The sequence below is a fragment of the Corynebacterium pelargi genome, assembly GCF_014635485.1.
GTDB classification, from domain to species: domain Bacteria; phylum Actinomycetota; class Actinomycetes; order Mycobacteriales; family Mycobacteriaceae; genus Corynebacterium; species Corynebacterium pelargi.
Genome location: NZ_BMCX01000001.1, coordinates 88,321 through 111,019 on the forward strand (window position 1 = coordinate 88,321; position 22,699 = coordinate 111,019).

The following is a 22,699-nucleotide window of genomic DNA, read 5'->3' on the forward strand; positions in this document are numbered from 1 at the left end:
TACTTCCTTTCTTCGCTCGCTTTAGTGTAGTCCCTCGCCCGAAGGCTCAATGGCTTCAACACCTTCTACGCCAAGCAATGCCTCCGCATCGGGTTGGGCCTGAAAATCAATCCCCTGGCAGTCTTGGGCATTCGGGTGCAACAGCGAGGCGATACGCACGGTGGTATTGCCAATGGTGAGTCGCTCCCACGACGCTGCTTGAACATCAAGATGTGACACAGCATGACCGCGCATCCACGCTCGAGTGCTTCGAGGCGGTTGAGCTGCGGCCTGCTGCAACTGTTCATCACTAAACAGCGTGCGCATCCGCTTGTTGCGCACCAAGGCGTGGTACAGCGACTTCGCCGGGTCAATATCGCAGTACTGCAAGTCAATCAGCGCCAATTTCGGGTCGTCTTCAGCAACACCACGCGCCATATAGTTGCGCACCAAGGCATACTTGGCACACCAATCAAGTAGGTGTGCGGCGGCTAATGGTCCCTCTTCGAGCGCCTCGCGTACCTGATCCCACGTATCAAGCACGCGCTGCTCGTCCTCATTGTGAGCCTCCACGCGCTGGCGATAGACATCGAGGATCTCTAGCGCGGTCTTCTGCGTGCCATCGGACAAGGTGAGGCGGTGTTGCAGGGTCGGGTCATAAGAAACACCCGTGACCTCGCCGACGGGATTCTTGATGCTCAGATCGCTAAAGTCCACGCCTTGTTCAATCGCATCGAGCACCAAAGAGGTCATGCCGTACTTCAACAGCATTGAAGTGTGCGACATATTGGCATCGCCAATAATGACGTGCAGGCGAGCGAAGTCCTCGGTGGTGTGCGATTCATCGCGGGTATTGATAATCCCGCGGTTCATCGTGGTTTCAAGCGAAATTTCCTGCTCAATATAATCAGCGCGCTGCGAGATCTGGAAGCCCGGTCGCTCCCCCCGAGGGCCTTTCCCCACGCGCCCTGCACCAATAAAGACCTGGCGTGCAACGAAGAACGGAATCAAGGAAGCCGCGAGCTGATCAAAAGGCGTGCCGCGGTGATAGGAGTAGTTCTCGTGGGCTCCATAACTTGCGCCCTTGCCATCGACGTTGTTCTTGTAGAACTTCACCTCACCGCAGGGATCATGCCCTTTCAGCACTGACTTGCCCGTAGCCTCATACTCTTTGAGCAGTGCCGCTGCTCGAAGCAGGAAGAGATCTCCGGCGGCATCGTAGCGCGCTGCGTCTACAGCGGAGGTCACCTCTGGAGCCGAATATTCTGGGTGCGCGTGGTCGACGTAGAAGCGACCACCATTACCCAACATGGCATTGGCCACGCCAATGGCATGAGGATCGATGCTCGGCACCGTGTGGTAGCGCCGCAAATCGAAACCACGAGAGTCCCGCAGCGGGGATTCCTCAGAAAAATCCCAACGCGGAGCCACCTGGGATCGGTTATGGGCCAAGGCATAGGCCACCACGGCGTGAGTGGAACTGACGATGGGGCTCAATGCAGGCTGCGTTGGGGTGACAATGCCGTATTCGGTTTCGGCACCGATGACTCGAGCACGATCAGCCATAGCAATGATCCTTTCCTGCGAGCACATCCACCGCAATGATCCTGCGGCCTCTGGTCATGCCCTTGGTCAGCAACCTGCCCCACTGCTCTGGATTGGCGGTATTGGGCAAGTCTTCATTTTCGCGGTTTTCAGCATCGACGGCATCGCGGAGGTGCTCAAAGCTAATGCCGCACTTGCCTCCTCGGATCTGAGCTTTGATGGCAGATTTCTTCGCGCGGTCGACGATATTGGCAATCATCGCGCCCGAGGCAAAGTCTCGGTAGTGCAACACCTGGCAGCGTCCATCGTCGAAACGCAAACGCACGAAGGGGTTATCGGCAAAGAGGTAGGCTGCCACGGCTTCGATTAAACCTTCGAGGTTATCGGCGTATTCGCCATCCAGCGGAATGCTTGGATCGAGGTGCTTGCTAAAAATATCGCGCGCTGCGGCTTGATCGGGGCGCTCCACGCGGATCTTGACGTCGAGGCGACCGGGACGCAAGATGGCGGGATCAATGAGCTCCTCGCGGTTGGTTGCGCCGACGACGATGACGTTGCTCAGGCTTTCTACACCGTCGAGTTCCGCCAGAAGCTGGGGCACGACCGTTGTTTCCATATCGGAGCTGACACCACTGCCACGGGTTCTAAAGATCGACTCCATCTCATCAAAGAACACGATGACGGGGCGGCCTTCTTCGGCCAATTCCCTGGCACGTTCGAAGATCAAACGAATCCGGCGTTCCGTTTCGCCCACGAATTTATTCAGCAGTTCCGGGCCTTTGACGTTGATGAAGTAACTAGCGCCGGAGCCGCCAATGCGCTGAGAAAGCGAATGTGCAACGGCTTTGGCAATCAGGGTCTTGCCACAGCCGGGAGGGCCATAGAGCAACACGCCTTTTGGTGGGCGCAGGGAGTACTGCCGGTAGAGCTCGGGGTGGCTAAAGGGCAGCTCGACAGCGTCTTGGATCTGCTCAATTTGAGTATCCAGGCCGCCGATGTGCTGATAGGTAACGTCTGGAATCTCTTCAAGCGCAAGCTTGGCTACCTCAGTTTTTGGAATCACCTCGAAACAAAAACCGGCGCGTAAATCCACCAAGAGCGTATCGCCCGCGCGAGGCCGACGAGTGCCCTGGCTTCCCAGCGGGCCTGCCAGCGCTACGACGTGCTCTTCGCCATTGTGGTCGGCAACCAGCACGCGCCGATCGCCCAAGTCTTCTACCAGCGTGGCCAATTCGCCGGTGTGGACAAAGCCACAGACCTCGACGACTTGGCTTGCCTCTCCGAGGCGCACCTGCACACCGGGGATGAGCTGCGCGCCTTCCACCTGCGGTGATACCCGCAGGCGCATGCGTCGATTAGCGGTAAATACCTCGGCAGTCCCGGCGCGGCTATGCCACTCTAAAAGGATGCCGTAGGTTGACGGCGGCTCGGCGAGTTCTTCTAGCTGCTGCTGGAGCAACTGGAGTTTATCGCGGGTGGCCTTGAGCAACTCTGCGAGTTTGGAATTGCGCTCAGACAGTCGTGCCCGCGCCATGCTTGCTCGTGCCAGTTCGGACTTGAGCTCTTGAACGCCTGTTGCCTCTGCCGCGGAATGTACCATGCGAATTACTCTAATGTATGCCTAACTTGAACACTGTTTAAGGTTCGGTGTGCTAGCGGCGAGCCTTGCGCTGTGGCCTTGGTGGCGTCACGCCGTCGGCAAGCCTGCGCGCCCACACTAAGAAGGCGGTGTGAGCATTCATACGGTGCTCAGGGCGGGTGGCAAGGCCTTCGACTCGCCAATCGCGAACAAGCGATTCCCAGGCGCGAGGCTCGGTAAAGCACTGCAGCTCCCGGATGCCTTCCATCACCTTCATAAGCTGAGGAACGGTGGCGACGTAGGTCATGAGCACACCACCGGGCTGCAAGAGCTTCGATGCAGTATCGAGGCATTCCCAAGGCGCGAGCATGTCCAGGATGATCCTGTCCACAGGCCCACCAAGGTCTCCCCTGGTTACTTCATTCACGTCGCCTAGCCTTGGGTGCCAGTTTTCCGGCTTGCCCTCGAAGTACCATTCGACGTTCTTCTCTGCGAATTCCAGGTGGTCTTCACGGATTTCGTAGGAGAACACCTCGCCTTCACCACCGACAGCGCGCAGCAGCATCATCGAAAGCGCACCGGAACCTGCGCCTGCTTCAAGCACGCGTGCACCGGGGAAAATATCGCCTTCAACCAGGATCTGTGCCGAGTCTTTCGGGTAGATCACCGCGGCGCCGCGTGGCATGGAAAGCACGTGATCAACCAGGAGGTGGCGGAAGCAGAGGTACTCGTAGCCTTGTTCCGACTTCACCACGGTGCCTTCTTCTTGGCCGATGATGTCGTCGTGACGGATCGCGCCCTTGTGGGTGAAGTATTGCTCGCCTTCACGCAGGGTGATGGTGGCATGCCTGCGCTTTGGGTCGGTGAGCTGAACGCGGTCGCCGGGTTGGAAAGGTCCTGAATAAGCCATGAGCGATTAACCTACCAGATAGGCTTGAGCTACCTGCGAAAACGCCAGTAAATCCTGGCAATGTGCAAGCTCCCTGGCAGAGTGCATGGACAGGATCGGAATACCGACATCCACGGTGTCGATGCCCAGGCGCGTTGCCGTGATCGGCCCGATGGTCTGACCACAAGGGACGCTGTTTTTGCCCACGTACACCTGCGATGCCACCTTGGCCTTCTCAGATGCGTGCAACCACAAGGCCTGTGTTTGCGCATCGGTGGCGTAGCGCTGCAACGCATTGCTTTTAATCACGGGGCCTTCGCCCATGGCTGGGAAATTCACTTTGTCGTGTTTGTCCGAATAGTTCGGATGAATCGCGTGGGCAACATCGGCCGATACGCAGCTCGACGCGGCAAAGGAGCGTCGCTGTTGCTCAAAGTCTGCCCCAAGGCCAAAAAGGATGCGCTCTAAGATCTCTCCGAGCAATGGCCCTGCTGCACCGGTGGTGGTCTGGGAACCGACTTCTTCGTGATCGAAGGCGGCAGCGACCATGATGGCATCGCCAGGCTGATCAGCCGCCGCAATGAGCGCATCGAGGTTAGGAAAGAAGCTGGCTAAGTTATCGAGCCTGCCTGAAGCGATCAAATTGCCGTCAGCGCCGATGCGCTGCGGAGGCTGAGTATCGCAGGTGATCAGATCATGGCTTAAAATCTGCTCCTCCTCGACACCGGCAGCCTGGGCGAGCTCTGCGAGGATGCTGTGGTCAGTTTGGCCCACGGAAAACACCGGCTGCATGTGGCGCTGTCGGTCAAGTTTGAGCTCTTTATTGGCCTCAGGGTCAAGGTGGATGGCAAGGTGTGGTACTCGCAAAAGCGGATCTGTGCGCACAAGCTTGGTGCTGCCATCGCGCAGCACGATCCTTCCGGCAAGGCACAAATCACGATCGAACCACGAAGCGAGGATCGGGCCGCCGTAGATTTCTACTGCGGCTTGTTGCCAGCCTGCTGATTGAAGATCGCCATTGATTTTGAGCTTTAACCCTGGTGAGTCGGTGTGGGAGCCGAGGATGCGAAAAGGCGTGGTCGGCCCGGCGTTTTCGGGCACCACCCAGGCAATGAGTGCGCCACCACGGCGAAGAAAATAGCGACCAGGCTTCGATTGCCATTGCTGTTGTTGCTCCTGAGCCTGGAAGCCTGCGGCTTCTAACAAATCAATGCCGGTTGCGACCGCGTGGTAGGAACTCGGCGAGGATTGAACAAGGTCTAAGAATCGATCAGCATATGCCTGTGCTTGTGCAGTCATGGTCTTTAGCCTAGCGCTGCTCACTTTCAGTCCGTGCAGGCCTGTACCATGATGAAACCTATGAGCCGAACCATGCGCATTGCCTTGTCACCTTCGAGGGCTTCCGACTACCAGCGTTGTCCCTTGCAGTACCGGCTAAAAGCCATTGACAAAATCCCGGAGCCAAAAACCGTTGCGCAGGTCAAAGGCACGTTGGTGCACAAAGTGCTAGAAGATCTCTTCGAGCTTCCCCAACCCGAGCGCACCTACCCCAAAGCGGTGAAGATGCTGAAACCACGCTGGGCCGAGATGATCGAGAAGGACGAAGCCTTAGCCGAGCTCGTGCCGGAGGATGTATTGCTGGATTTCTTGATCGAGTGCCGCACGCTATTGCGCGGCTATTTCGAGATGGAAAATCCCTTGGGCTTTGATCCGCGCTCGCGGGAACAATTTGTTAACACCACCTTGCCCAATGGGGTGCCGGTGCGAGGTTTTATCGACCGTATCGACGTCGCGCCGACCGGGCAGGTGCGCGTGGTGGACTATAAGACGGGCAAAAAACCAAAGCCCCAATACGCCGACGATGCCAAATTCCAGATGCGCTTTTATGCCCTGGTGTATTGGCGCCTCTATGGGGTGATTCCACACCAGCTTCGCTTGATGTACCTCAAGGTCTGCGACTCTTTGTACATGCAGCCCAGCAAGGAGGAGCTGGAGTATTTCGAACGCGACTTGCTTGAGCTGTGGGCCAGCATTGAGCGCGACGGCGAAAGCGGTGAATTTCAGGCAAAGAAGAATGCCCTGTGCGGATGGTGCTCCTTCCACCAGTACTGCCCCGAACAAGGAGGAACGCCGCCGAAATATCCTGGTTGGCCAGGTTCGGCGGCGAAATAACGCGCTGTGCTTTCTTCAGTGGAAACAGCCAGGCGAAAAACCTAGAACAGTCCGACGATCTTGCCGTCTTCGACGTCGATCTTCTCGGCTGCGGGTCGCTTGGGCAGACCAGGCATAGTCATCACATCGCCGGTGAGCGCAACGATGAAGCCCGCACCGATTCGGGGCAGCAACTCTCGCACATGCAGCACATGGCCGCTGGGGGCGCCGAGTGCTTGGGGATCATCCGAGAAGGAGTACTGGGTCTTAGAGATACAGACCGGTAGCGTGTCCCAACCATTGGCCTTGAGATATTCAAGGTCCTTGCGGGCCTTTTTGCTCAGCTCCACATCGTCGGCCCGGTAGATCTTGGTGGCAATACTGCGGATTGAAGCCTCGATGCCCTCGGCTGGGTCGTACAGGCTACGGGAGTGCTGATCCCACTGTTCGGTGATGGCCTGAGCAAGGTCTGTAGCGCCTTCTCCCCCGCGCTCCCATGCGGCAACATCTACCAAACGAACACCGGCGCTTGTAGCCCACTGATGCATCCACTCACGCTCGGCATCGGAGTCGAAGGAAAATTCATTGAGCGCCACGACCGGCTCAACACCGAATTGGCGGATGTTTTCCACGTGACGTTCGAGATTGCACACGCCCTTTTCCAAGGCGCCAAGGTCTTCCTGGTTGAGTACGTCGCGGGCTGCACCGCCGTTGTACTTTAAGGAACGAATCGTTGCCACGATGACTGCCGCATCCACGTTGAGTTCACCGGCGCGGGCTTTAATATCGAAGAATTTCTCGGCACCTAAATCCGAACCAAAACCTGCCTCGGTCAGTACAACATCGCCCAAACGTAGCGCAGTGTCGGTAGCAATCAGGGAGTTGCAGCCGTGAGCGATATTGGCAAATGGTCCGCCGTGAACGAATGCCGGGGTGCCTCCGATGGTCTGCACGAGGTTCGGCTGGATGGCGTCGCGAAGCAAGGCGGTCAGCGCGCCCTCGGCGTTGAGTTGGGCCACGGTGACAGGTGCGCCATCGAAGGTTTGCGCCACCACGACCCGGGAGATGCGTTCTTTAAGGTCTTCCAATGAGGTGGCCAGACACAAAATGGCCATGATCTCGCTGGCGGCGGTGATGCTAAAGCCGGTCTGCTCGGGTACTCCGTGGGCCTTGCCACCTAAGCCGGTCACGACGTTGCGCAGCGAGCGATCATTGACGTCTTGGCAGCGCTGCCAGGTGATGCGTCGCACGTCAATGCCGAGCTCATTGCCCTGGTGAATGTGGTTATCGATGATGGCGGCCAGGGTGTTATTGGCTGAGGTAATGGCGTGGAAATCGCCGGTGAAATGCAGGTTGATGTCTTCCATCGGCACGATCTGTGAGTATCCGCCGCCGGCAGCTCCACCCTTGATGCCCATGACTGGGCCAAGGGAAGGCTCGCGAATGGCCACCACGGTGCGGTGGCCTTGAAGGCTAAAGGCATCTGCCAGGCCAATGAGGACTGTGGACTTGCCTTCACCAGCGGGTGTTGGCGACATACCGGTGACGAGCACCAGCTTGCCCTTGCGCTCGGTTGGCACCAGCGCCGGGTCTACCTTGGCTTTGGAGCGTCCATAGGGCAATACGGCTTCTTCGGGGATATCTACTTTGGCCGCGATGGTTTCAATTGCTTCGAGCTGGTGTGCCTGCGCAATAGCGACATCGGATTGCATCGTTATCAAACGCCTTTCTGCTTGGGTGGGCTTTCACATGGGTGGCGCAAAATGTACTGGCCTGCTTCTCCATCATGCCCAAAGGCCAACGCACCTGCGAGCACGGCAGAAGCGCTGAGGGCTTCTTGCATGCTCTATGCAGGTGCGCAAGCAAGACAATGAATTAGTTTTCCAGGTACAAGGTGCCTCGGAAGGTGGGGTGCATCAGGTTTTCGGTGCTTAAGACTTGATCAAGCAGTTCCTGGCTCATCAGACCTTTTTCCAGCACCAATTCGCGCACGGTTTTCCCCGTGGCTGCTGCCTCTTTACCAATCAGATCACCTTGGTGGTGGCCAATAAATGGGTTGAGGTAGGTGACGATACCGATGGAGTTTTCCACATAGGCGCGGCACACTTCGGCGTTGGCGGTAATGCCTTCCACGCACTTGGTGCGCAGCGTTGCTGCGGCATTCGCCAAGATGCGCAGTGACTGGAAGAGCGCCTCGCCAATCACCGGCTCCATCACGTTGAGCTGCAATTGTCCTGCTTCTGCTGCCATGGTCACGGTGAGATCATTGCCGAAGACCTTGAAGCACACCTGGTTACATACCTCGGGGATCACCGGATTAACCTTCGCCGGCATGATCGAGGAACCTGCTGCACGTGGTGGCAAATTAATTTCGTGCAGACCTGCCGTGGGGCCAGAAGAAAGCAGACGCAGATCGTTGCAGATCTTGGAGATCTTCATGGCAGCGCGTTTGACCGCGGAGTGCGCCAGCACATAGGCGCCGGTATCCGAGGTGGCCTCGATCAGGTCGCGAGCCGACTTCATCTCCAGGCCAGTCACCTCCGAAAGCGTTGCGGTGACTTGGTGGCGATACCCCGCCGGGGTGTTGAGCCCGGTGCCAATGGCTGTGGCTCCGAGGTTGATTTCAAGCAGACGGTCTGCGGCGGTGCGCAGCACTGATTGTTCTTCTGCCAGGTTGTGGGCGAAGGCCTGGAATTCTTCTCCCAGGGTCATCGGCACGGCGTCTTGCAGTTGGGTGCGGCCCATCTTCAAGATGTCGACGAATTCTGAGCCTTTATCGCGGAATGCGCGCTCGAGCTCATTGATCTCGTCGATCAGACGCAACATGCAGGCATAGACGCCGAGGCGGAATCCGGTGGGATAGGCATCGTTGGTGGACTGGCTCATATTGACGTCATCATTGGGGTTGATCACGTCATAGGTGCCCTTGGGCTTACCCAGGTACTCCAGTGCGAGGTTGGCCACGACCTCATTGGTGTTCATATTCAGGCTGGTGCCTGCACCACCTTGGAAAACGTCAATGGGGAATTGATCCATGCAGCGGCCTTCAACCAAGATCTGATCGCATGCCCACTCGATGGCCTCGGCCTTTTCTTTGGGCAGGACGTGGAGGCGTCGATTAGCTCTTGCCGCGGCCTTTTTCACCGCCACCATGCCGCGAATGAATTCCGGAACATGGTTGATGGTGGTGCGTGAGATTTGGTAGTTCTCGATCGCACGCATGGTGTGAATGCCGTAGTAGGCGTCTTCGGGAATCTCCATCTCGCCGAGGAGGTCCTCTTCGATTCTCACCTTCGGCTTCTTGGAGGTCTGCGCCTTTTTCGCAGCCCCACGTTGGCTGGATTGTTCTTTGTCCTGCTGCTGTTCGGCCGACTTCTTTTCTTCCACAGCTTCAGCTTCGCCGCCGTGGGTGTCTTTTACGTCTTTGTTGTTGGCCTTTGACGCCATTTCGAACTCCTTAAGGTATTGGGAGTGGTACGCACCCCAAATGATACGGGGCACATGTGCTTTCTAGGTCTAAAGTATTGGCCTTTTCTTTAAATCATCACCGAACCAAAGAGGAAGCCCAGTGCCACTGCAATGACGATGGCGAGGGTTCCGGGAATGATGAAGGGGTGGTTGAACACGGCATTGCCGATCCTTGTTGAGCCGGTATCGTCCATCTCCACTGCTGCGAGCAAGGTGGGATAGGTCGGCAAAAGGAAGAGCGCGGATACTGCGGGGAAGGCGGCGACGACCGTGAGTGGCGAAACGCCGATGGCCAAAGCAGCCGGCAGCAATGCCTTGGAGGTGGCGGCTTGTGAATACAGCAGTGCTGCGGCAAAGAAGAGCACGACGGCTAGCATCCAGGGGTACGAGCCGAGCAGTTCATTGGAAAAGCCCTTGATGTCTTCGATGTAGTAGTTGATCAAGGTAGTACCGAGCCAAGCCACACCGAGCACGCACACGCAGGCGGACATGCCGGAGCGGAACACCTGGGTTTTGAGAATCTCATCGGCGGGGATTTTGCAGAAGAGCACGATCGCGGTTGCTGCGGCCAGCATCATCGACATGATGGCCTCATTACGTGGCAGTGCTGGGTCGCTGATCAAGCCCACCTGGTCGGAAATCAAGGTGGCATAGACCATCACGAAGATGATGGCGATCAGGAAGATCCACACCGAGGCCTTGCCTGCGCTGCTTGCATGAAAGGCTTGTTGGCCCTTGGGTTTGCTCACGAGCCCTTTGGCCAGACGCTGCTGGTACACCGGGTCTTGGTCGAGATCTTTGCCCAAGCGGTTGGCCAACCAAGCGGTGGGGAAAATGGATAGGAACGTCGCGGGGATAGCAACTGCCAGCAGCGTGAGATACCCAACCCCCATCGGTTCGAGGATCGAGGCAACAAAGACCACCGCTGCGGAAATGGGTGAGGCGGTAATGGCCATTTGTGAGGCGGGTACCGCCACCGATAGCGGCCGCGAGGGCCGGATACCGGATTCTTTGGATACTTCGACGATCACCGGCAGGGTGGAAAACGCGGTGTGGCCGGTGCCTGCGAACAGCGTCATCAGATACGTCACGACCGGGGCCACGTAGGTGATGTACTTGGGGTTCTTGCGCAGTGCTTTTTCTGCGATATGCACCAGATAGTCCATGCCGCCGGCGCGTTGCATGGCGGCAATCGCGGCGATCACGGCCATGATGATGCCGATGACGTCGAAGGGGATGTCTTCTCGGGTAACTGGTACGCCGAGGATACCAAGGAGCAGTACGCCGAGGCCTCCGGCAAAGCCGATGCCAATCGAGCCGAGGCGCACGCCAAGAATGATCGCGAAAAGCACGATCAGGATATGGAGGATCACCATGAGGATGCGTCCTTTTCTTCGTTGGTAGCAGCATTGGTGCCACTACGCACTCATCCCCCATCATGCGCCATGCAAACCTATGCATGCAACTTTTGAACGACCCCTACGAAGTGGCTAAAAACCCGGTGTGACATGCGAAAACCCCCGGATCCCAGCCTTGGGAACCGGGGGAAACGTGGTCAATCCCACCAAAGGGGAATCTCTAGACCCTGGCGATGCGAATATCAGAGGCCAAAATAGCTTCGGCCCCAATATCGACCAGTGAATCCATGATCTGATTTGCCTTCGCACGCGGCACCAACGCACGCACCGCTACCCAACCTTCGCGCGCCAGCGGCGAAACGGTCGGGCCGGTAACCCCAGGAGTAATGGCTCGTGCCTTTTCCAGGTGCGCGGAATCGACGTTGTAATCGAGCATGAGGTAGTGCTGGGCGTGCAAAATGCCTCGAAGACGTGCCAGGAAGACCTTCTGCTCCTGATCAACCTCCACGCCTTTGCGGCCTACCACCACGGCTTCAGAATCAACCAGTGGCTCGCCAAAAGGCTCAAGTCCCTGCTTACGCAATGTCCTGCCGGTTGAGACAACATCCGCGATGGCATCTGCCACGCCGAGTTTGATGGAAATCTCCACCGCGCCATCGAGTCGGATCACCTCAGCCTGAATCCCCCGGCGCGCGAGGTCTTGGCGCACCAAATTCGGATACGAGGTTGCAACGCGCTTGCCTTCAAGCTTTTCGACGTCCCACGCTTGATCTTTTGGTGCGGCATAGCGGAATGTTGATGCACCAAACCCCAGGGTCATGACCTCTTCGACGTCAGCTTTAGAGTCGGCGGCGAGATCCCTGCCGGTGATACCGAGGTCGAGTTGCCCACCTGCGACATAAATTGCGATGTCTTTGGGTCGCAAGAAGAAGAACTCAACGTCGTTGGCTTTGTCGTGCACGGTGAGCATTTTCGACTCGCCGCGGCCGGTGTAGCCGGCTTCTTTGAGAATTTCCGTCGCGGCCTCAGACAGTGAGCCCTTATTGGGGATAGCAACCTTCAGCACGTGCTTCGGGCCTTTCTTTTTTAGAGGTATTTATAAATATCTTCTGGGCGCAGACCGCGCTTGAGCATAATCACCTGGGACCAGTACATAAGCTGGGCGATCTCCTCAGCCAGGGCCTCGTCTGATTCATGCTCCGCAGCCAGCCACACCTCGCCGGCTTCTTCAATCACTTTCTTGCCGAGGGTATGGATGCCTGAATCCAATGCTTTGACGGTGCCAGAACCCTCCGGTCGGGTCTCGGCGCGGTCGAGGAGCTCTTCAAACAGGGAATCGAAGTTTTTCACGATGGCTAAGTATGCCACCTTCTCCCCTAGCCTTCAGGCGTTAGTCCCCCTTTTGAAGGGCACCGGACCAAAACGCCAGATCGCTCGCCTGCTCAAAATCGAAGTCGATGCCACCACATAACGCCCGCATGGAGTGCGCGCCTGGCACCAACTTTTCTTCATCCTCGGGCAAACCGATAACTGTGGTGTGCGCAGCCAAAGCCGCCTGCATGCCCGCTACGGAATCTTCAAACACCAGACACGATGTAGGTTCCACGCCTAGCAGCTCTGCTGCTTTGAGGTAGATATCCGGTGCTGGTTTTCCTTCGGGCACTTCGTCACCACACACTGTGGCTTCAAAGAGGTCACGGCCGAGGAAATCAATGGCCCCATCGGCGACTTCGCGTTCAGTATTCGTGGCAATGGCCATGGGCACACCGCTGGCATGAAAGCCTTGGAGCATCGTTGCCACGCCCGGGCGCAGCTCAAGTTCTTTTGCGAACAGTGCTCGCATGTTCTTAAAAGCGAATGAGCGCCAATACGCTTCGTCGAAAAGCTCTAAACCGGCATGCTCGGCGCAGAGTCGCGCGGTAAAACTAAAGCTTGCCCCAACCGTTTGGGCCTGAAGCTCAGGGGTGAGCCTTTTGCCCATGGCCTCGCTCATCTCGTAGGTGCCCCGTGCCCACAAGGGCTCGGAATCGACGAGGGTGCCGTCCATGTCCCAGATGATCGCGCTAAACATTGAAGTACTTCGCCTCGGGGTGGTAGAGCACGAAGGCATCGGTGGACTGCTCGGGATGAAGCTGCAGCTCCTCGCTCAAGCTCACGCCGAGGCGCTCCGGTTCCAGCAACTCCACCAGCGTCTTGCGATCCTCCAAATTCGGGCAGGAGCCATAGCCAAAGGAATAGCGAGCACCGCGGTATTCCAGGTTAAAGAAGTGCTCCGGGTTCTCCGCGTCCTCATCTCCGGCAGAGGTGCCATCGCTTAAGGCAAGGTCGTGGCGAATGCGCGAGTGCCAGTATTCGGCAAGTGCTTCGGTGAGCTGGACGCCCACTCCGTGGACTTCTAGGTAATCGCGGTAGTTATCCGCGGCGAAAAGCTCATTGGCAAAATCGGCAATGGGCTGGCCCATCGTGACCAACTGCATGGGGAACACATCAACCTGGCCGGTTGCCTCAGCCACTTCGCGATCCCGAATGAAATCGGCAATGCACAAGAACTTTCCGCGCTGCTGTCGGGGGAACTCGAAACGGGCTACCTCTTCAGCCTTCGGATCCGGCTCCGCCAACAGGATCACCGTGTCGCCTTCCGAGACGGCAGGATAAAAACCATAGACCAAGGCTGCGTGGTCGAGTACGCCTTCAGCTTTGAGGCGATCGAGCCAATAGCGCAGCCTGGGGCGGCCATCAGTTTCCACCAATTCCTCATAGCTTGGACCTTCGCCTCCGCGGGTGCCTTTGAGGCCCCAACGACCCATGAACAATGCGCGCTCATCAAGCAGTGGCAGATAATCGGCCAAGGGGATGCCCTTGACCACGCGGGAGCCCCAAAATGGTGGGGTTGCCACTGGCACATCGCGAGCGACCTCGGAACGCTCCGGCACCTCCACTGGCTCAAGTTTTGCCTTGCGCTCAGCGGCGATGCGCTTCGAACGCTCGCGACGAGCCTTGCGTTCTTCACGCTTTTCCTGCGCCTTGGCGGCCTCGGCCGAATCCACCGCGGGAGCATCGCCATTGATCCTGGCCATAAATTCCTGCATGAGCCTTAAGGACTCGAAGGCATCCTTGGCGTAGTGCACGTCGCCTTCATAAATCTCAGCCAAATCGTCTTCGACATAGGCGCGAGTTAAGGCGGCGCCACCGAGAATCACCGGGAAATGCGCCTTGGCCACGGCATTCATCTCCTGCAGATTCTCTTTCATGATCACCGTGGATTTCACCAACAGTCCCGACATGCCAATGGCGTGCGCGTCATGCTTTTCGGCGGCCTCAAGGATATTGGCAATGGGCTGTTTGATGCCGATATTGACCACGTTAAAGCCGTTATTGGACAAGATGATGTCGACCAAGTTTTTGCCGATATCGTGCACGTCGCCTTTTACCGTGGCAATGACGATGGTGCCATTGGAGCCGGAGTCGTCTTTGGCCTCCATAAATTGCTCCAAGTGCGCCACGGCGTGCTTCATGGTTTCAGCCGACTGCAGCACGAAGGGAAGCTGCATCTGGCCGGAACCAAAGAGCTCACCCACCGTTTTCATACCGGCGAGCAAATCCTCGTTAATGATCTGCAACGGCTCTTTTTCTTCCATGCCGGCATCGAGATCAGCTTCAATACCGTTTTTCTCACCGTCGATCACGCGCTGCGCGATGCGCTCAAATAGCGGCATGGCCGCGAGCGCTTCCGCACGGGCATCCTTAGAAGATGCAGCCGATACGCCCTCAAACAACTCCATGAACACCTGCAGCGGATCATAATCCTCAGTGCGGCGGTCGTAGATCATATCCAGCGCTACTTCGCGCTGGCGATCTTCAATACGGTTCATGGGCAGAATCTTGGAGCTATGCGCAATTGCTGAGTCCAAACCGGCTTGGACGCACTCGTGCAAGAACACGGAGTTCAGCACCTGCCGCGCCGCGGGGTTCAGGCCGAATGAGATATTCGAAAGCCCCAAGGTGGTGTGAATATTCGGATGGCGTTTTTTGAGCTCGCGAATCGCCTCGATCGTTTCAATGCCATCGCGTCGGGTTTCTTCCTGGCCGGTAGAAATGGGGAAGGTCAGGCAGTCGACGATGATGTCGTGTTCCTTTAAGCCCCAAGTGCCGGTGATATCAGCGATCAGGCGCTCAGCAATGCGGATCTTATGCTCGGCGGTACGAGCCTGGCCTTCTTCATCAATGGTCAACGCCACCACGGCAGCGCCATGACGCTGCACCAATGCCATGATCTTTTGATAGCGCGAATCAGGGCCGTCGCCATCTTCAAAGTTCACCGAATTCACCGCACACCTACCGCCGAGGTGCTCAAGACCAGTTCGAATGACCTCAGGTTCGGTGGAGTCGATCATCACCGGCAGGGTGGAACTCGTGGCAATCAAGGAGGCCAGCTTGGCCATATCCTCGGTGCCATCACGGCCAACATAATCCACACAGAGGTCGATCATGTGGGCGCCATCGCGGGTTTGCTGCTTGGCAATGTCGATGCAGGTTTCCCAATCGCCACTGAGGATGGCCTCACGGAATGCCTTGGAACCATTGGCGTTGGTGCGCTCACCAATCATGGTGATGCCGGTGTCTTGGGTCAGTGGCACCGAGGTATATAGCGAAGACACGGAATCTAGTTCGGCAGTGCTACGCGGAGCCGGGGTTGCCTTGCCCACCACGGCATCGCGTACCGCCGAGATGTGCTCAGGCGTGGTGCCACAGCAGCCACCAACCATGCGCAAGCCATAGTCTTCTACAAAGCGGAACAAGGCGTCGGCGAGGTCCTGCGCGCCAAGTGGGTACACCGCACCGTTTGGGCCAAGTTCAGGCAAGCCAGCATTGGGCATGACCGAGACGGGCATATTGGCGTTTTGAGAAAGATAACGAAGGTGCTCGCTCATCTCATCGGGGCCGGTGGCGCAGTTGAGGCCAATCATATCTACGCCAAGCGGTTCGATGGCCGTCAGTGCGGCGCCGATTTCCGAGCCGAGCAGCATGGTGCCGGTGGTTTCCACGGTGACGTGGCAGATAATCGGCACGGAGGTGCCGAGCTGCTCAAAAGCCTGCTTGCAACCATGCACGGCCGCTTTGACCTGTAGCAAATCCTGGGCAGTTTCAATCAGGATGGCATCGGCGCCGCCTTCGACCAGACCGAGTGCCGCTTCGAGGTAATAATCGCGCAGGCGATGAAAAGGCGCATGGCCAAGCGAGGGCAGTTTGGTGCCAGGGCCTAAAGAGCCCACAACAAAACGGCGCATCCCATCGCGGCCTGGCCCGAGATCGTCCGCGACCTCACGGGCAATCTTTGCGCCTTTATAGGCGAGCTCTCGGCAACGATCGGCGATGTCATAATCAGCCAGGTTGGGCAGGTTGCAGCCGAAGGTATTGGTTTCTACCAAGTCGGCTCCGGCCTCGAAATAGGCTCGGTGAATACTGCCCACCACATCGGGGCGGGTGTGGTTCAGGATTTCATTGCAGCCCTCTAGGTTGAGGAAGTCCTGTTCAAGGTCGAGTTCGAAGCCTTGAAGCTGGGTGCCCATAGCGCCGTCGCCGATGAGAACGTGGCGCTGTAGCGCGTCGAGGAATTCAGATTGCTGTGCAGTGCTCGCGGTAGTCATCGAGTAGACAGCTTAGTATGTTTATGGGGCTGAACCTCAAGCCAGGCTTAGTCTTCTTCAAATAAAGGAAACGCATCCAGATGATCCACCTCTACCCCACCGTAGCGGGCGATTTGGGTGATGAGCTGGTTTAATTCTTCATGCTCCTCAGGCTCGATCACGGCGTCGAAGTGCTGAGAATTAAATTCAGTCAGCCTGTGCTCCAAATCCTTAAGCCCAGCATCAAAGACCTCGGCATCCACGTTGCGCTGACCTTGGCCTAGGCCTTGCTGCTGCACAAAAGCCATCAACAATGAGCGAAGCTGCCCCAGAGCCTCCACCGGAAAGGGTGGTTCCCAGAAGGTGCGCTCCTCTTCCTTGAGGTATGCCCCAGTGGCAAATTCCTCCAGGCCGCTGATCCAAGCGTCAATGAGAGTTTCGGGGGTATTGCTCATGCCATCCTCCTAGAGTTTGATGCCAAGCAGCGCATCAACACACGCGACAACCTTGTTGCCAGCAACTGAAAGGTCTGAGCCTCCAACACTAGTTGCGTTGTGCTGATCGAACACCTCGCTGCTATCAACGCCAAGGGTGGTGCGCGCCCAGGCGTCGATAAGCTCAAGAGCCCGAGGGGTATTCAAGTCATCTGCCAAAGCCTGGGCCACCTGCTGGCACAGCGCCACAGCGGCCTGCTCGCTTTCCGCCTTCACGCAGGCTGCGCGCCACAGAGCAAGGCGGTGCTCCGCCTCTTCGAGCACGCTGTCAGACCAATCGCGATCCGCGCGGTAATGCCCCGCAAACACGCCAAGACGAATGGCTGCGGGATCATGGCCTGCGGCGGTGAGCTTGGATACGAAGACCAAATTGCCCAGCGACTTGCTCATCTTGACCCCATCAAGGGCAATCATCCCGGCATGGGCATAGTGGCCGGCCATGCGCGGGCAACCCAACGCGGCCTCTGCATGCGCAGCCGAGAACTCATGGTGAGGGAACTTCAGATCCGCCCCACCACCTTGAATAGCGAAATGGCGGCCAAGACGGTTGGTGGCAATGGCAGAACATTCCACGTGCCAACCAGGACGGCCAGCACCAAAGGGCGCATCCCACGAGGGCTCACCCTCGCGCGCTGCACGCCAAATCAACGCATCCAGGGGATCACGCTTGCCGGGACGCTCCGGATCCCCACCGCGTTCAGCGAAGAACGTTTCCATGGTGGCGCGATCATAATTGGACTCATACCCGAAGTGATCCGTCGCCTGAATCGAGGCGTAGATATCGGCGTACTCGCCTTCGGTGATATATGCAGCGCCTGCGTCTAAGAGTTGCTGGACCATGCGCACCACCTCATCCACGCTTTCCATCGCGCCGATGTAATCCTGCGGAGGGATCACGCTGAGTGCTTCCATATCCGAGCGGAACAGATCGATCTGGCTGGTGCCAAGCTCACGCCAGTCCACACCATCGCGTTCGGCGCGCTCAAACAGAGGATCATCAACGTCGGTGATGTTTTGCACGTAGTGCACCTGGTGCCCGGCGGCCAGCAGATGCCGGATGGCTAAATCAAAGCTCAGGTATGTCGCTGCGTGCCCGAGATGAGTGGAGTCATATGGAGTAATGCCGCAAACGTAGACGCCCACCGGCTGTTGATCCGTTTCAACTTCCTTGATGCGCTGATCGGCAGAATCATAGAGGCGCAATGGTGGGATGGTGATATCCAACGTGGCTATTTCGGGCTTTGGCCAAGAATGCATGCCAACCACTGTATTGCATTGGGGTTGCACAGTTATAGCGAGGACCCGGGCGGCCCTGGGGCTGCGCTGTTTGGGGCTGGGTTTGGGGTTGGGGTGCTTGCGGCTGGTGTCTGATGCGCGGTACTGCGCGGTGCTAATCGGTGTCGCTGGAAGCCACGCACACCCCACGCCAAGCCAGCCCCCTGCTCTAGCCCTGCTGCCCTGCCTTCCTGCCCCAAGAACCTATGTGGTCGCTCTAAGCAACACCGAAAATCGGCAAAACCCCCGCATCGCCTTGTTCGGGAATTCATGCGAGGGCTTGAGGGCGTGCAGGCCCGCAGGTGCGTGAAGGTGCAGGCCTTTTAGGTGCGCCGCCGGGATGTTAGCGCTCTTAGATCGGCTGCAGTACGCCGGTGGCCAGCAGTGCCATAACACCGAGGCCGACTGGGATGCGGTAAGCCGCAAACCAAGCAAAGGAGTGGTGAGAGACAAAGCGCAGCAGCCATGCAATGGAGACATAGCCCAGCACGAAGGCAATGCCGGTGCCTACCAGAAGCTGAGCACCCGATGCTGCCTGGCCGGCTTCGGGGTTAAAGGCGTCTGGGAGTGAAAACAGCCCCGAGGCAAGTACCGCGGGAATGGCGAGCAAGAAGCTAAAACGCGCGGCTACCTCACGGTTGAGGCCGACGAACAAGCCGGCTGAAATGGTGCCGCCGGAACGCGAGACGCCGGGGATCAGTGCGAGGCACTGGGCAAAGCCCATAATGATCGCGTCTTTCATGGTGAGTTGATCAAAGTTGCGGCGCTTGCTGCCGAGTTTTTCGGCAAGGATAAACACGAAGGAAAACAGCACTAGCACGCTTGCGGTGATCCAAAGGTTGCGCGCACCTTCGCGGATGGCGTCTTTAAACAGCACACCCATCAAGGACACGGGAATGGTGCCGACGATGACCATCCAGCCCATGCGGTAATCGAAGTTACGTTTGCTTTTATCGGCAAGGCCTTGGAACCAGGCTTTGAGGATGCGCCAGATGTCTTTGGCAAAGTAGACCAGCACTGCGGCTTCGGTGCCAAGCTGCACCACGGCAGTGAAGCTGGCGCCGGCGTCTTGACCCCAGAAAAGCTCGGAGACGATACGAAGGTGGCCAGAGGAGCTTACAGGCAGAAACTCGGTGAGCCCTTGAACAATGGAGAGCACGATGGTTTGCGCCCAGGAGAGATCGCTCGTGGCAGCGGCATGCAAAGTTTGGCTGTGTTCAATCACGTAGGGCAGCGTACTACTAATCTGGTTAAGCGTGAGAGAAGCAACGATTGGCGCCAGCGGATTAAGGGTCTCGACCTTCGGCCTGGGTACTGAAACCTGGGGCAAAGGCACCGATTGGGATCAGGCACGAGCGATTGTCCGTACCTTCAAGGATGCCGGAGGCACGCTTGTCGACGTCTCCCCTGCTGCTGTTGAGATGGCGTCGCGCTTGCTTGGTTCTGAGGACATCATTTCTGTGGCCTCTGGGGTAAACCCCGAAGCGCCGATGGGAAGGCGGGTGGATTGCTCGCGTCGCAATCTCATCTCTCAGCTCGACGGGATGCTTCGCGCCTTGGGTCGTGACCATATTGACCTATGGAGTGTTGGCTTCTGGGATCCGCACACACCCGCCTTTGAGGTGGCGGATACCCTCGAACAGGTGGTGCGCCAAGGCAAGGTGCGCTACGCGGGAGTTCGTGGCTATCAAGGTTGGCAGCTTGCGCTTACCCACCGCCCCTCGGTCGTTGCCGCCATTACTCCCTATCACCTTTTGCACCGAACCCCAGAGACTGACCTTTTCCCGGCCGCGGAATATTTAGGCGTGGGCATTATCGCCGGTGCTCCCCTGGCTCAGGGGGTACTTAGTGGCCGCTATGAGCGCGGAGTTCAGGCTCAGGAAAACCCCCAGCGCTATGCCGAAGCGCATGGATTGCTCACTGGGAGCGAAGCCGTGGTGAAGGCTTTGCGCACCGCCGCCGAGGGCTTGGGCATCTCGATGGCCATTGCTGCTGCGGCGTGGGTGCGCCATCAATCGGGAGTGGCCAGCATTTTGGCTACTCCACGCACTGATGAGCAATGTGCTGAACTGATTGCAGCCGAGAATGTGACCCTGCCCCGGGCTATTGCCAAAGCACTTGACGACGTCACCCTCTAATCCAACTTTCGGCTGGTAGTGTTATCGGCTGTGAAGATCGCTGCAAAGACCCTTGGACTCGCACTGTGCACCATTACGCTGGCTGCTTGTGGCACCAGCGTGACTGAAGTCGCCAATGATGACCAAGCCCCCGTCGGTAATGCCACTCCCGCAGCTTCTCCTGCGGAAAATAACCCCGATGGTGTGGTGATTCCGATGAAGGCCATTGACGATCTTGAACATGTCGGCAACACGCTGGCCATTCGCACAGAAGGCAAGCTGCTGATTGGCGATATCGAGGATAAGGACTTCCGCGAAGCTCATAGCGTCGACCTAGATGCCTCGTGTGGTGACGTCACCGCCGCGCACGACGCCTTTGTCAGCGCCTGCGGCGAAGAAGTGAAAATCATCTCCCCTGAGGGAAACGTCGATACGCAGCAACTCGAGCACCCCGCGACCGTGGCGGTGCGTACCTCTGATGGCACCCTGATCACCGGTGATGATCAACAATCGGAGGTTTGGATCTACCGCCAAGGCGAGGATCCAACCAGCGTTGGGGTGGAAAAAACCACCGACCAGATGATCGTCGTCGATAATGGCGATTCCCCTGATGCGGTGGTGCGCATTAACCGCGAATATTCCCTCATTCAAGATGTGCACTGGCAAGACGATAAGCAAGGTCCCATTCTGCGCGTTGGTTCCGGCGTTGGCCAGATTGCCGCTGGCACCAACGGCGTCTTGCTTGCCAGCGATACCGTCGGTGATCAGCTAGCTTTGTATAGCGCTGAAGAGATCATTCGTCTGCATCAAACTATCCCCACCCCCGAAAGCCCCTGGGCTGTGGCGTGGGATAAGAAGAATCAGCAGGCCTGGACTATTTCCACCGCCAAGAACAAAGTTGTGGTGTACTCGCCCCAAACTGGCACCCTAGAGCTGCAGCGGGAAGCCAACGCGGTGGCCAACGCCACCAGCTTGGTGGTGCTTGATAATGGTGTTGCCGTAGCCGGTTCATCATCCGGTGCTGGACTGCAAATACTCTAGGTACCGCCTCCTTATTGCCACGTCGCTGAAAAGAAAGTCTGCATTGCCATGGTTCAATCCCACCCCTTACGTTCAAAAACCTATGGATTGCTGCTCAAGGGCATGTTTCGCATGTCGCCCGAACAAATCCACGGCATCGTCTCCACGGGCATGGGAGCAGTGCAAAGCGCCTCGCCGCTTCGCGCTTTGTTGCACAAGGTGCTGCCGGTTCGCGACGAGATCCTAAGCCAGGAAGTCTTCGGTGTGCGCTTCGAGCGCCCGCTCGGACTCGCCGCCGGTTTTGATAAAAACGGCGAAGCCCCGAATGCATGGTCTGCGATCGGTTTTGGGTATGCAGAACTCGGCACCGTTACCGCTTCTCCCCAACCGGGCAACCCCGCCCCGCGTTTGTTCCGTCTGCCAAAAGACAAAGCCATTCTCAACCGAATGGGCTTTAATAACGTCGGTGCGGCGGAAGTCGCCGCCAACCTGCGCCGACGTTCCTCACAAGATGTGGTGGGCATCAACATTGGCAAAACCAAGGTCGTTGCAGCCGAAGACGCCGTGGCGGATTATCGCCGTTCGGCATCGCTGCTTGGCGATCTCGCCGATTATGTGGTGGTCAACGTCTCCTCCCCCAACACCCCAGGGCTGAGGGACTTGCAGGCGGTGAGCTCGCTTAGGCCGATTCTTCAAGCAGTACAGCAGGCAACAAGCTCTCCAGTGTTAGTCAAGATCGCTCCCGACCTCAGCGATGAGGACGTCGATGCCGTGGCCGATCTTGCCCTTGAGCTCGGATTAGCCGGCATCGTTGCAACCAACACCACCATTAGCCGCGAAGGCCTGCAAAGCGATCCGGAGCAAGTAGAGGCCATGGGCGCCGGTGGCATCTCGGGGCCTCCAGTGGCTGAACGTGCCCTCGAAGTGCTTCGTCGCCTCTACGCCCGTGTGGGCAAGCAGTTGGTCCTGATCGGTGTCGGTGGCATCAGTACCCCCGAGCAGGCCTGGGAGCGCATTGCTGCTGGCGCCACGCTGCTGCAGGGCTATACCGGCATGATTTACGGTGGCCCCGATTGGATTCGCGATATTCACCTTGGCATTGCCGAGCAACTCCGCGCCCACAACCTTGAGAATATTGCTCAGGCAGTCGGCAGCGAGCTGCCGTGGATCGAAACGGACTAGCCTACGCCAAAAAGC

General features: G+C 57.8%; 18 protein-coding genes. 4 read left to right on the plus strand and 14 right to left on the minus strand.

Features of this window, described 5'->3' with window-relative positions:
• Positions 1–21: 21 nt before the first annotated feature.
• The 4 genes from dop to IEU99_RS00420 are packed head-to-tail and all read right to left on the minus strand — an operon-like array spanning position 22 to position 5,291.
• Entirely contained in the window at positions 22–1,545 is a 1,524-nt protein-coding gene (gene dop, locus IEU99_RS00405; RefSeq protein ID WP_128889846.1) for a depupylase/deamidase Dop, read from the minus strand.
• Complete coding sequence (gene arc, locus IEU99_RS00410) at positions 1,538–3,124, minus strand: proteasome ATPase (RefSeq protein WP_188358266.1); 1,587 nt, start codon at positions 3,122–3,124, stop codon at positions 1,538–1,540. Before arc ends, dop begins: the two co-directional genes overlap by 8 nt.
• Before the next feature lie 52 nt (positions 3,125–3,176).
• Entirely contained in the window at positions 3,177–4,013 is an 837-nt protein-coding gene (locus IEU99_RS00415) for a tRNA (adenine-N1)-methyltransferase (RefSeq protein ID WP_128889845.1), read from the minus strand.
• 6 nt (positions 4,014–4,019) lie between these two features.
• Complete coding sequence (locus IEU99_RS00420; RefSeq protein ID WP_128889844.1) at positions 4,020–5,291, minus strand: M18 family aminopeptidase; 1,272 nt, start codon at positions 5,289–5,291, stop codon at positions 4,020–4,022.
• A gap of 51 nt (positions 5,292–5,342) precedes the next feature.
• Here IEU99_RS00420 and IEU99_RS00425 point away from each other — a divergent pair, with 51 nt between their 5' ends.
• Positions 5,343–6,164 (plus strand): RecB family exonuclease, encoded by an 822-nt coding sequence (locus IEU99_RS00425; RefSeq protein ID WP_128890819.1) that lies wholly within the window; start codon positions 5,343–5,345, stop codon positions 6,162–6,164.
• Positions 6,165–6,205: 41 nt separating this feature from the next.
• Here IEU99_RS00425 and IEU99_RS00430 read toward each other — a convergent pair whose 3' ends face one another.
• The 10 genes from IEU99_RS00430 to IEU99_RS00475 all read right to left on the minus strand — a co-directional run bounded on the left by IEU99_RS00430 (position 6,206) and on the right by IEU99_RS00475 (position 19,569).
• Positions 6,206–7,855: a formate--tetrahydrofolate ligase gene (locus IEU99_RS00430; protein ID WP_128889843.1), complete on the minus strand. Its 1,650-nt coding sequence runs from the start codon at positions 7,853–7,855 to the stop codon at positions 6,206–6,208.
• Between the two features lie 163 nt (positions 7,856–8,018).
• Positions 8,019–9,590 (minus strand): aspartate ammonia-lyase, encoded by a 1,572-nt coding sequence (gene aspA / locus IEU99_RS00435; RefSeq protein ID WP_128889842.1) that lies wholly within the window; start codon positions 9,588–9,590, stop codon positions 8,019–8,021.
• An 89-nt stretch (positions 9,591–9,679) separates the two neighbouring features.
• Positions 9,680–10,987 carry an anaerobic C4-dicarboxylate transporter gene (locus tag IEU99_RS00440; protein WP_128889841.1) on the minus strand — a complete coding sequence of 436 codons (1,308 nt, stop codon included), beginning with the start codon at positions 10,985–10,987 and terminating at the stop codon, positions 9,680–9,682.
• Between the two features lie 202 nt (positions 10,988–11,189).
• On the minus strand, positions 11,190–12,035 hold the full coding sequence (hisG, locus tag IEU99_RS00445; RefSeq protein WP_128889840.1) for an ATP phosphoribosyltransferase: 846 nt from the start codon (positions 12,033–12,035) through the stop codon (positions 11,190–11,192).
• Between the two features lie 20 nt (positions 12,036–12,055).
• Positions 12,056–12,319: a phosphoribosyl-ATP diphosphatase gene (locus IEU99_RS00450; protein WP_128890818.1), complete on the minus strand. Its 264-nt coding sequence runs from the start codon at positions 12,317–12,319 to the stop codon at positions 12,056–12,058.
• A 40-nt stretch (positions 12,320–12,359) separates the two neighbouring features.
• Complete coding sequence (locus IEU99_RS00455) at positions 12,360–13,040, minus strand: HAD family hydrolase (RefSeq protein WP_164931155.1); 681 nt, start codon at positions 13,038–13,040, stop codon at positions 12,360–12,362.
• Positions 13,033–16,617 (minus strand): methionine synthase, encoded by a 3,585-nt coding sequence (gene metH, locus IEU99_RS00460; RefSeq protein ID WP_128889838.1) that lies wholly within the window; start codon positions 16,615–16,617, stop codon positions 13,033–13,035. Before metH ends, IEU99_RS00455 begins: the two co-directional genes overlap by 8 nt.
• A 47-nt stretch (positions 16,618–16,664) precedes the next feature.
• Positions 16,665–17,051 (minus strand): hypothetical protein, encoded by a 387-nt coding sequence (locus IEU99_RS00465; protein WP_128889837.1) that lies wholly within the window; start codon positions 17,049–17,051, stop codon positions 16,665–16,667.
• A gap of 9 nt (positions 17,052–17,060) precedes the next feature.
• The gene (gene mshC / locus IEU99_RS00470) at positions 17,061–18,347 is read right to left on the minus strand and encodes a cysteine--1-D-myo-inosityl 2-amino-2-deoxy-alpha-D-glucopyranoside ligase (RefSeq protein WP_128889836.1); all 1,287 of its coding nucleotides are present in this window, start codon (positions 18,345–18,347) and stop codon (positions 17,061–17,063) included.
• Between the two features lie 370 nt (positions 18,348–18,717).
• Positions 18,718–19,569, minus strand: coding sequence for an undecaprenyl-diphosphate phosphatase (locus IEU99_RS00475; RefSeq protein ID WP_128890817.1), 852 nt, complete (start codon positions 19,567–19,569; stop codon positions 18,718–18,720).
• Positions 19,570–19,621: 52 nt separating this feature from the next.
• Between IEU99_RS00475 and IEU99_RS00480 the strand changes: the two genes are divergently transcribed.
• Genes IEU99_RS00480 through IEU99_RS00490 form a run of 3 tightly spaced genes read left to right on the plus strand, consistent with a single transcriptional unit; the run spans position 19,622 to position 22,684 of the window.
• Positions 19,622–20,503 (plus strand): aldo/keto reductase, encoded by an 882-nt coding sequence (locus IEU99_RS00480; RefSeq protein ID WP_128889835.1) that lies wholly within the window; start codon positions 19,622–19,624, stop codon positions 20,501–20,503.
• A 30-nt stretch (positions 20,504–20,533) separates the two neighbouring features.
• Positions 20,534–21,523: an NHL repeat-containing protein gene (locus IEU99_RS00485; RefSeq protein WP_128889834.1), complete on the plus strand. Its 990-nt coding sequence runs from the start codon at positions 20,534–20,536 to the stop codon at positions 21,521–21,523.
• 48 nt (positions 21,524–21,571) lie between these two features.
• Entirely contained in the window at positions 21,572–22,684 is a 1,113-nt protein-coding gene (locus IEU99_RS00490) for a quinone-dependent dihydroorotate dehydrogenase (RefSeq protein WP_128889833.1), read from the plus strand.
• Positions 22,685–22,699 lie beyond the last annotated feature (15 nt).

What these genes read in the sequence shown, in the direction of transcription:
- IEU99_RS00455 (WP_164931155.1), bottom strand. Translation starts at nt 13,040, where the DNA reads ATGTTTAGCGCGATCATCTGGGACATGGACGGCACCCTCGTCGATTCC.
- mshC (WP_128889836.1), bottom strand. Translation starts at nt 18,347, where the DNA reads ATGCATTCTTGGCCAAAGCCCGAAATAGCCACGTTGGATATCACCATC.
- IEU99_RS00415 (WP_128889845.1), bottom strand. Translation starts at nt 4,013, where the DNA reads ATGGCTTATTCAGGACCTTTCCAACCCGGCGACCGCGTTCAGCTCACC.
- IEU99_RS00465 (WP_128889837.1), bottom strand. Translation starts at nt 17,051, where the DNA reads ATGAGCAATACCCCCGAAACTCTCATTGACGCTTGGATCAGCGGCCTG.
- arc (WP_188358266.1), bottom strand. Translation starts at nt 3,124, where the DNA reads ATGGTACATTCCGCGGCAGAGGCAACAGGCGTTCAAGAGCTCAAGTCC.
- aspA (WP_128889842.1), bottom strand. Translation starts at nt 9,590, where the DNA reads ATGGCGTCAAAGGCCAACAACAAAGACGTAAAAGACACCCACGGCGGC.
- IEU99_RS00420 (WP_128889844.1), bottom strand. Translation starts at nt 5,291, where the DNA reads ATGACTGCACAAGCACAGGCATATGCTGATCGATTCTTAGACCTTGTT.
- IEU99_RS00490 (WP_128889833.1), top strand. Translation starts at nt 21,572, where the DNA reads ATGGTTCAATCCCACCCCTTACGTTCAAAAACCTATGGATTGCTGCTC.
- metH (WP_128889838.1), bottom strand. Translation starts at nt 16,617, where the DNA reads ATGACTACCGCGAGCACTGCACAGCAATCTGAATTCCTCGACGCGCTA.
- IEU99_RS00430 (WP_128889843.1), bottom strand. Translation starts at nt 7,855, where the DNA reads ATGCAATCCGATGTCGCTATTGCGCAGGCACACCAGCTCGAAGCAATT.
- IEU99_RS00425 (WP_128890819.1), top strand. Translation starts at nt 5,343, where the DNA reads ATGAAACCTATGAGCCGAACCATGCGCATTGCCTTGTCACCTTCGAGG.
- dop (WP_128889846.1), bottom strand. Translation starts at nt 1,545, where the DNA reads ATGGCTGATCGTGCTCGAGTCATCGGTGCCGAAACCGAATACGGCATT.
- IEU99_RS00440 (WP_128889841.1), bottom strand. Translation starts at nt 10,987, where the DNA reads ATGGTGATCCTCCATATCCTGATCGTGCTTTTCGCGATCATTCTTGGC.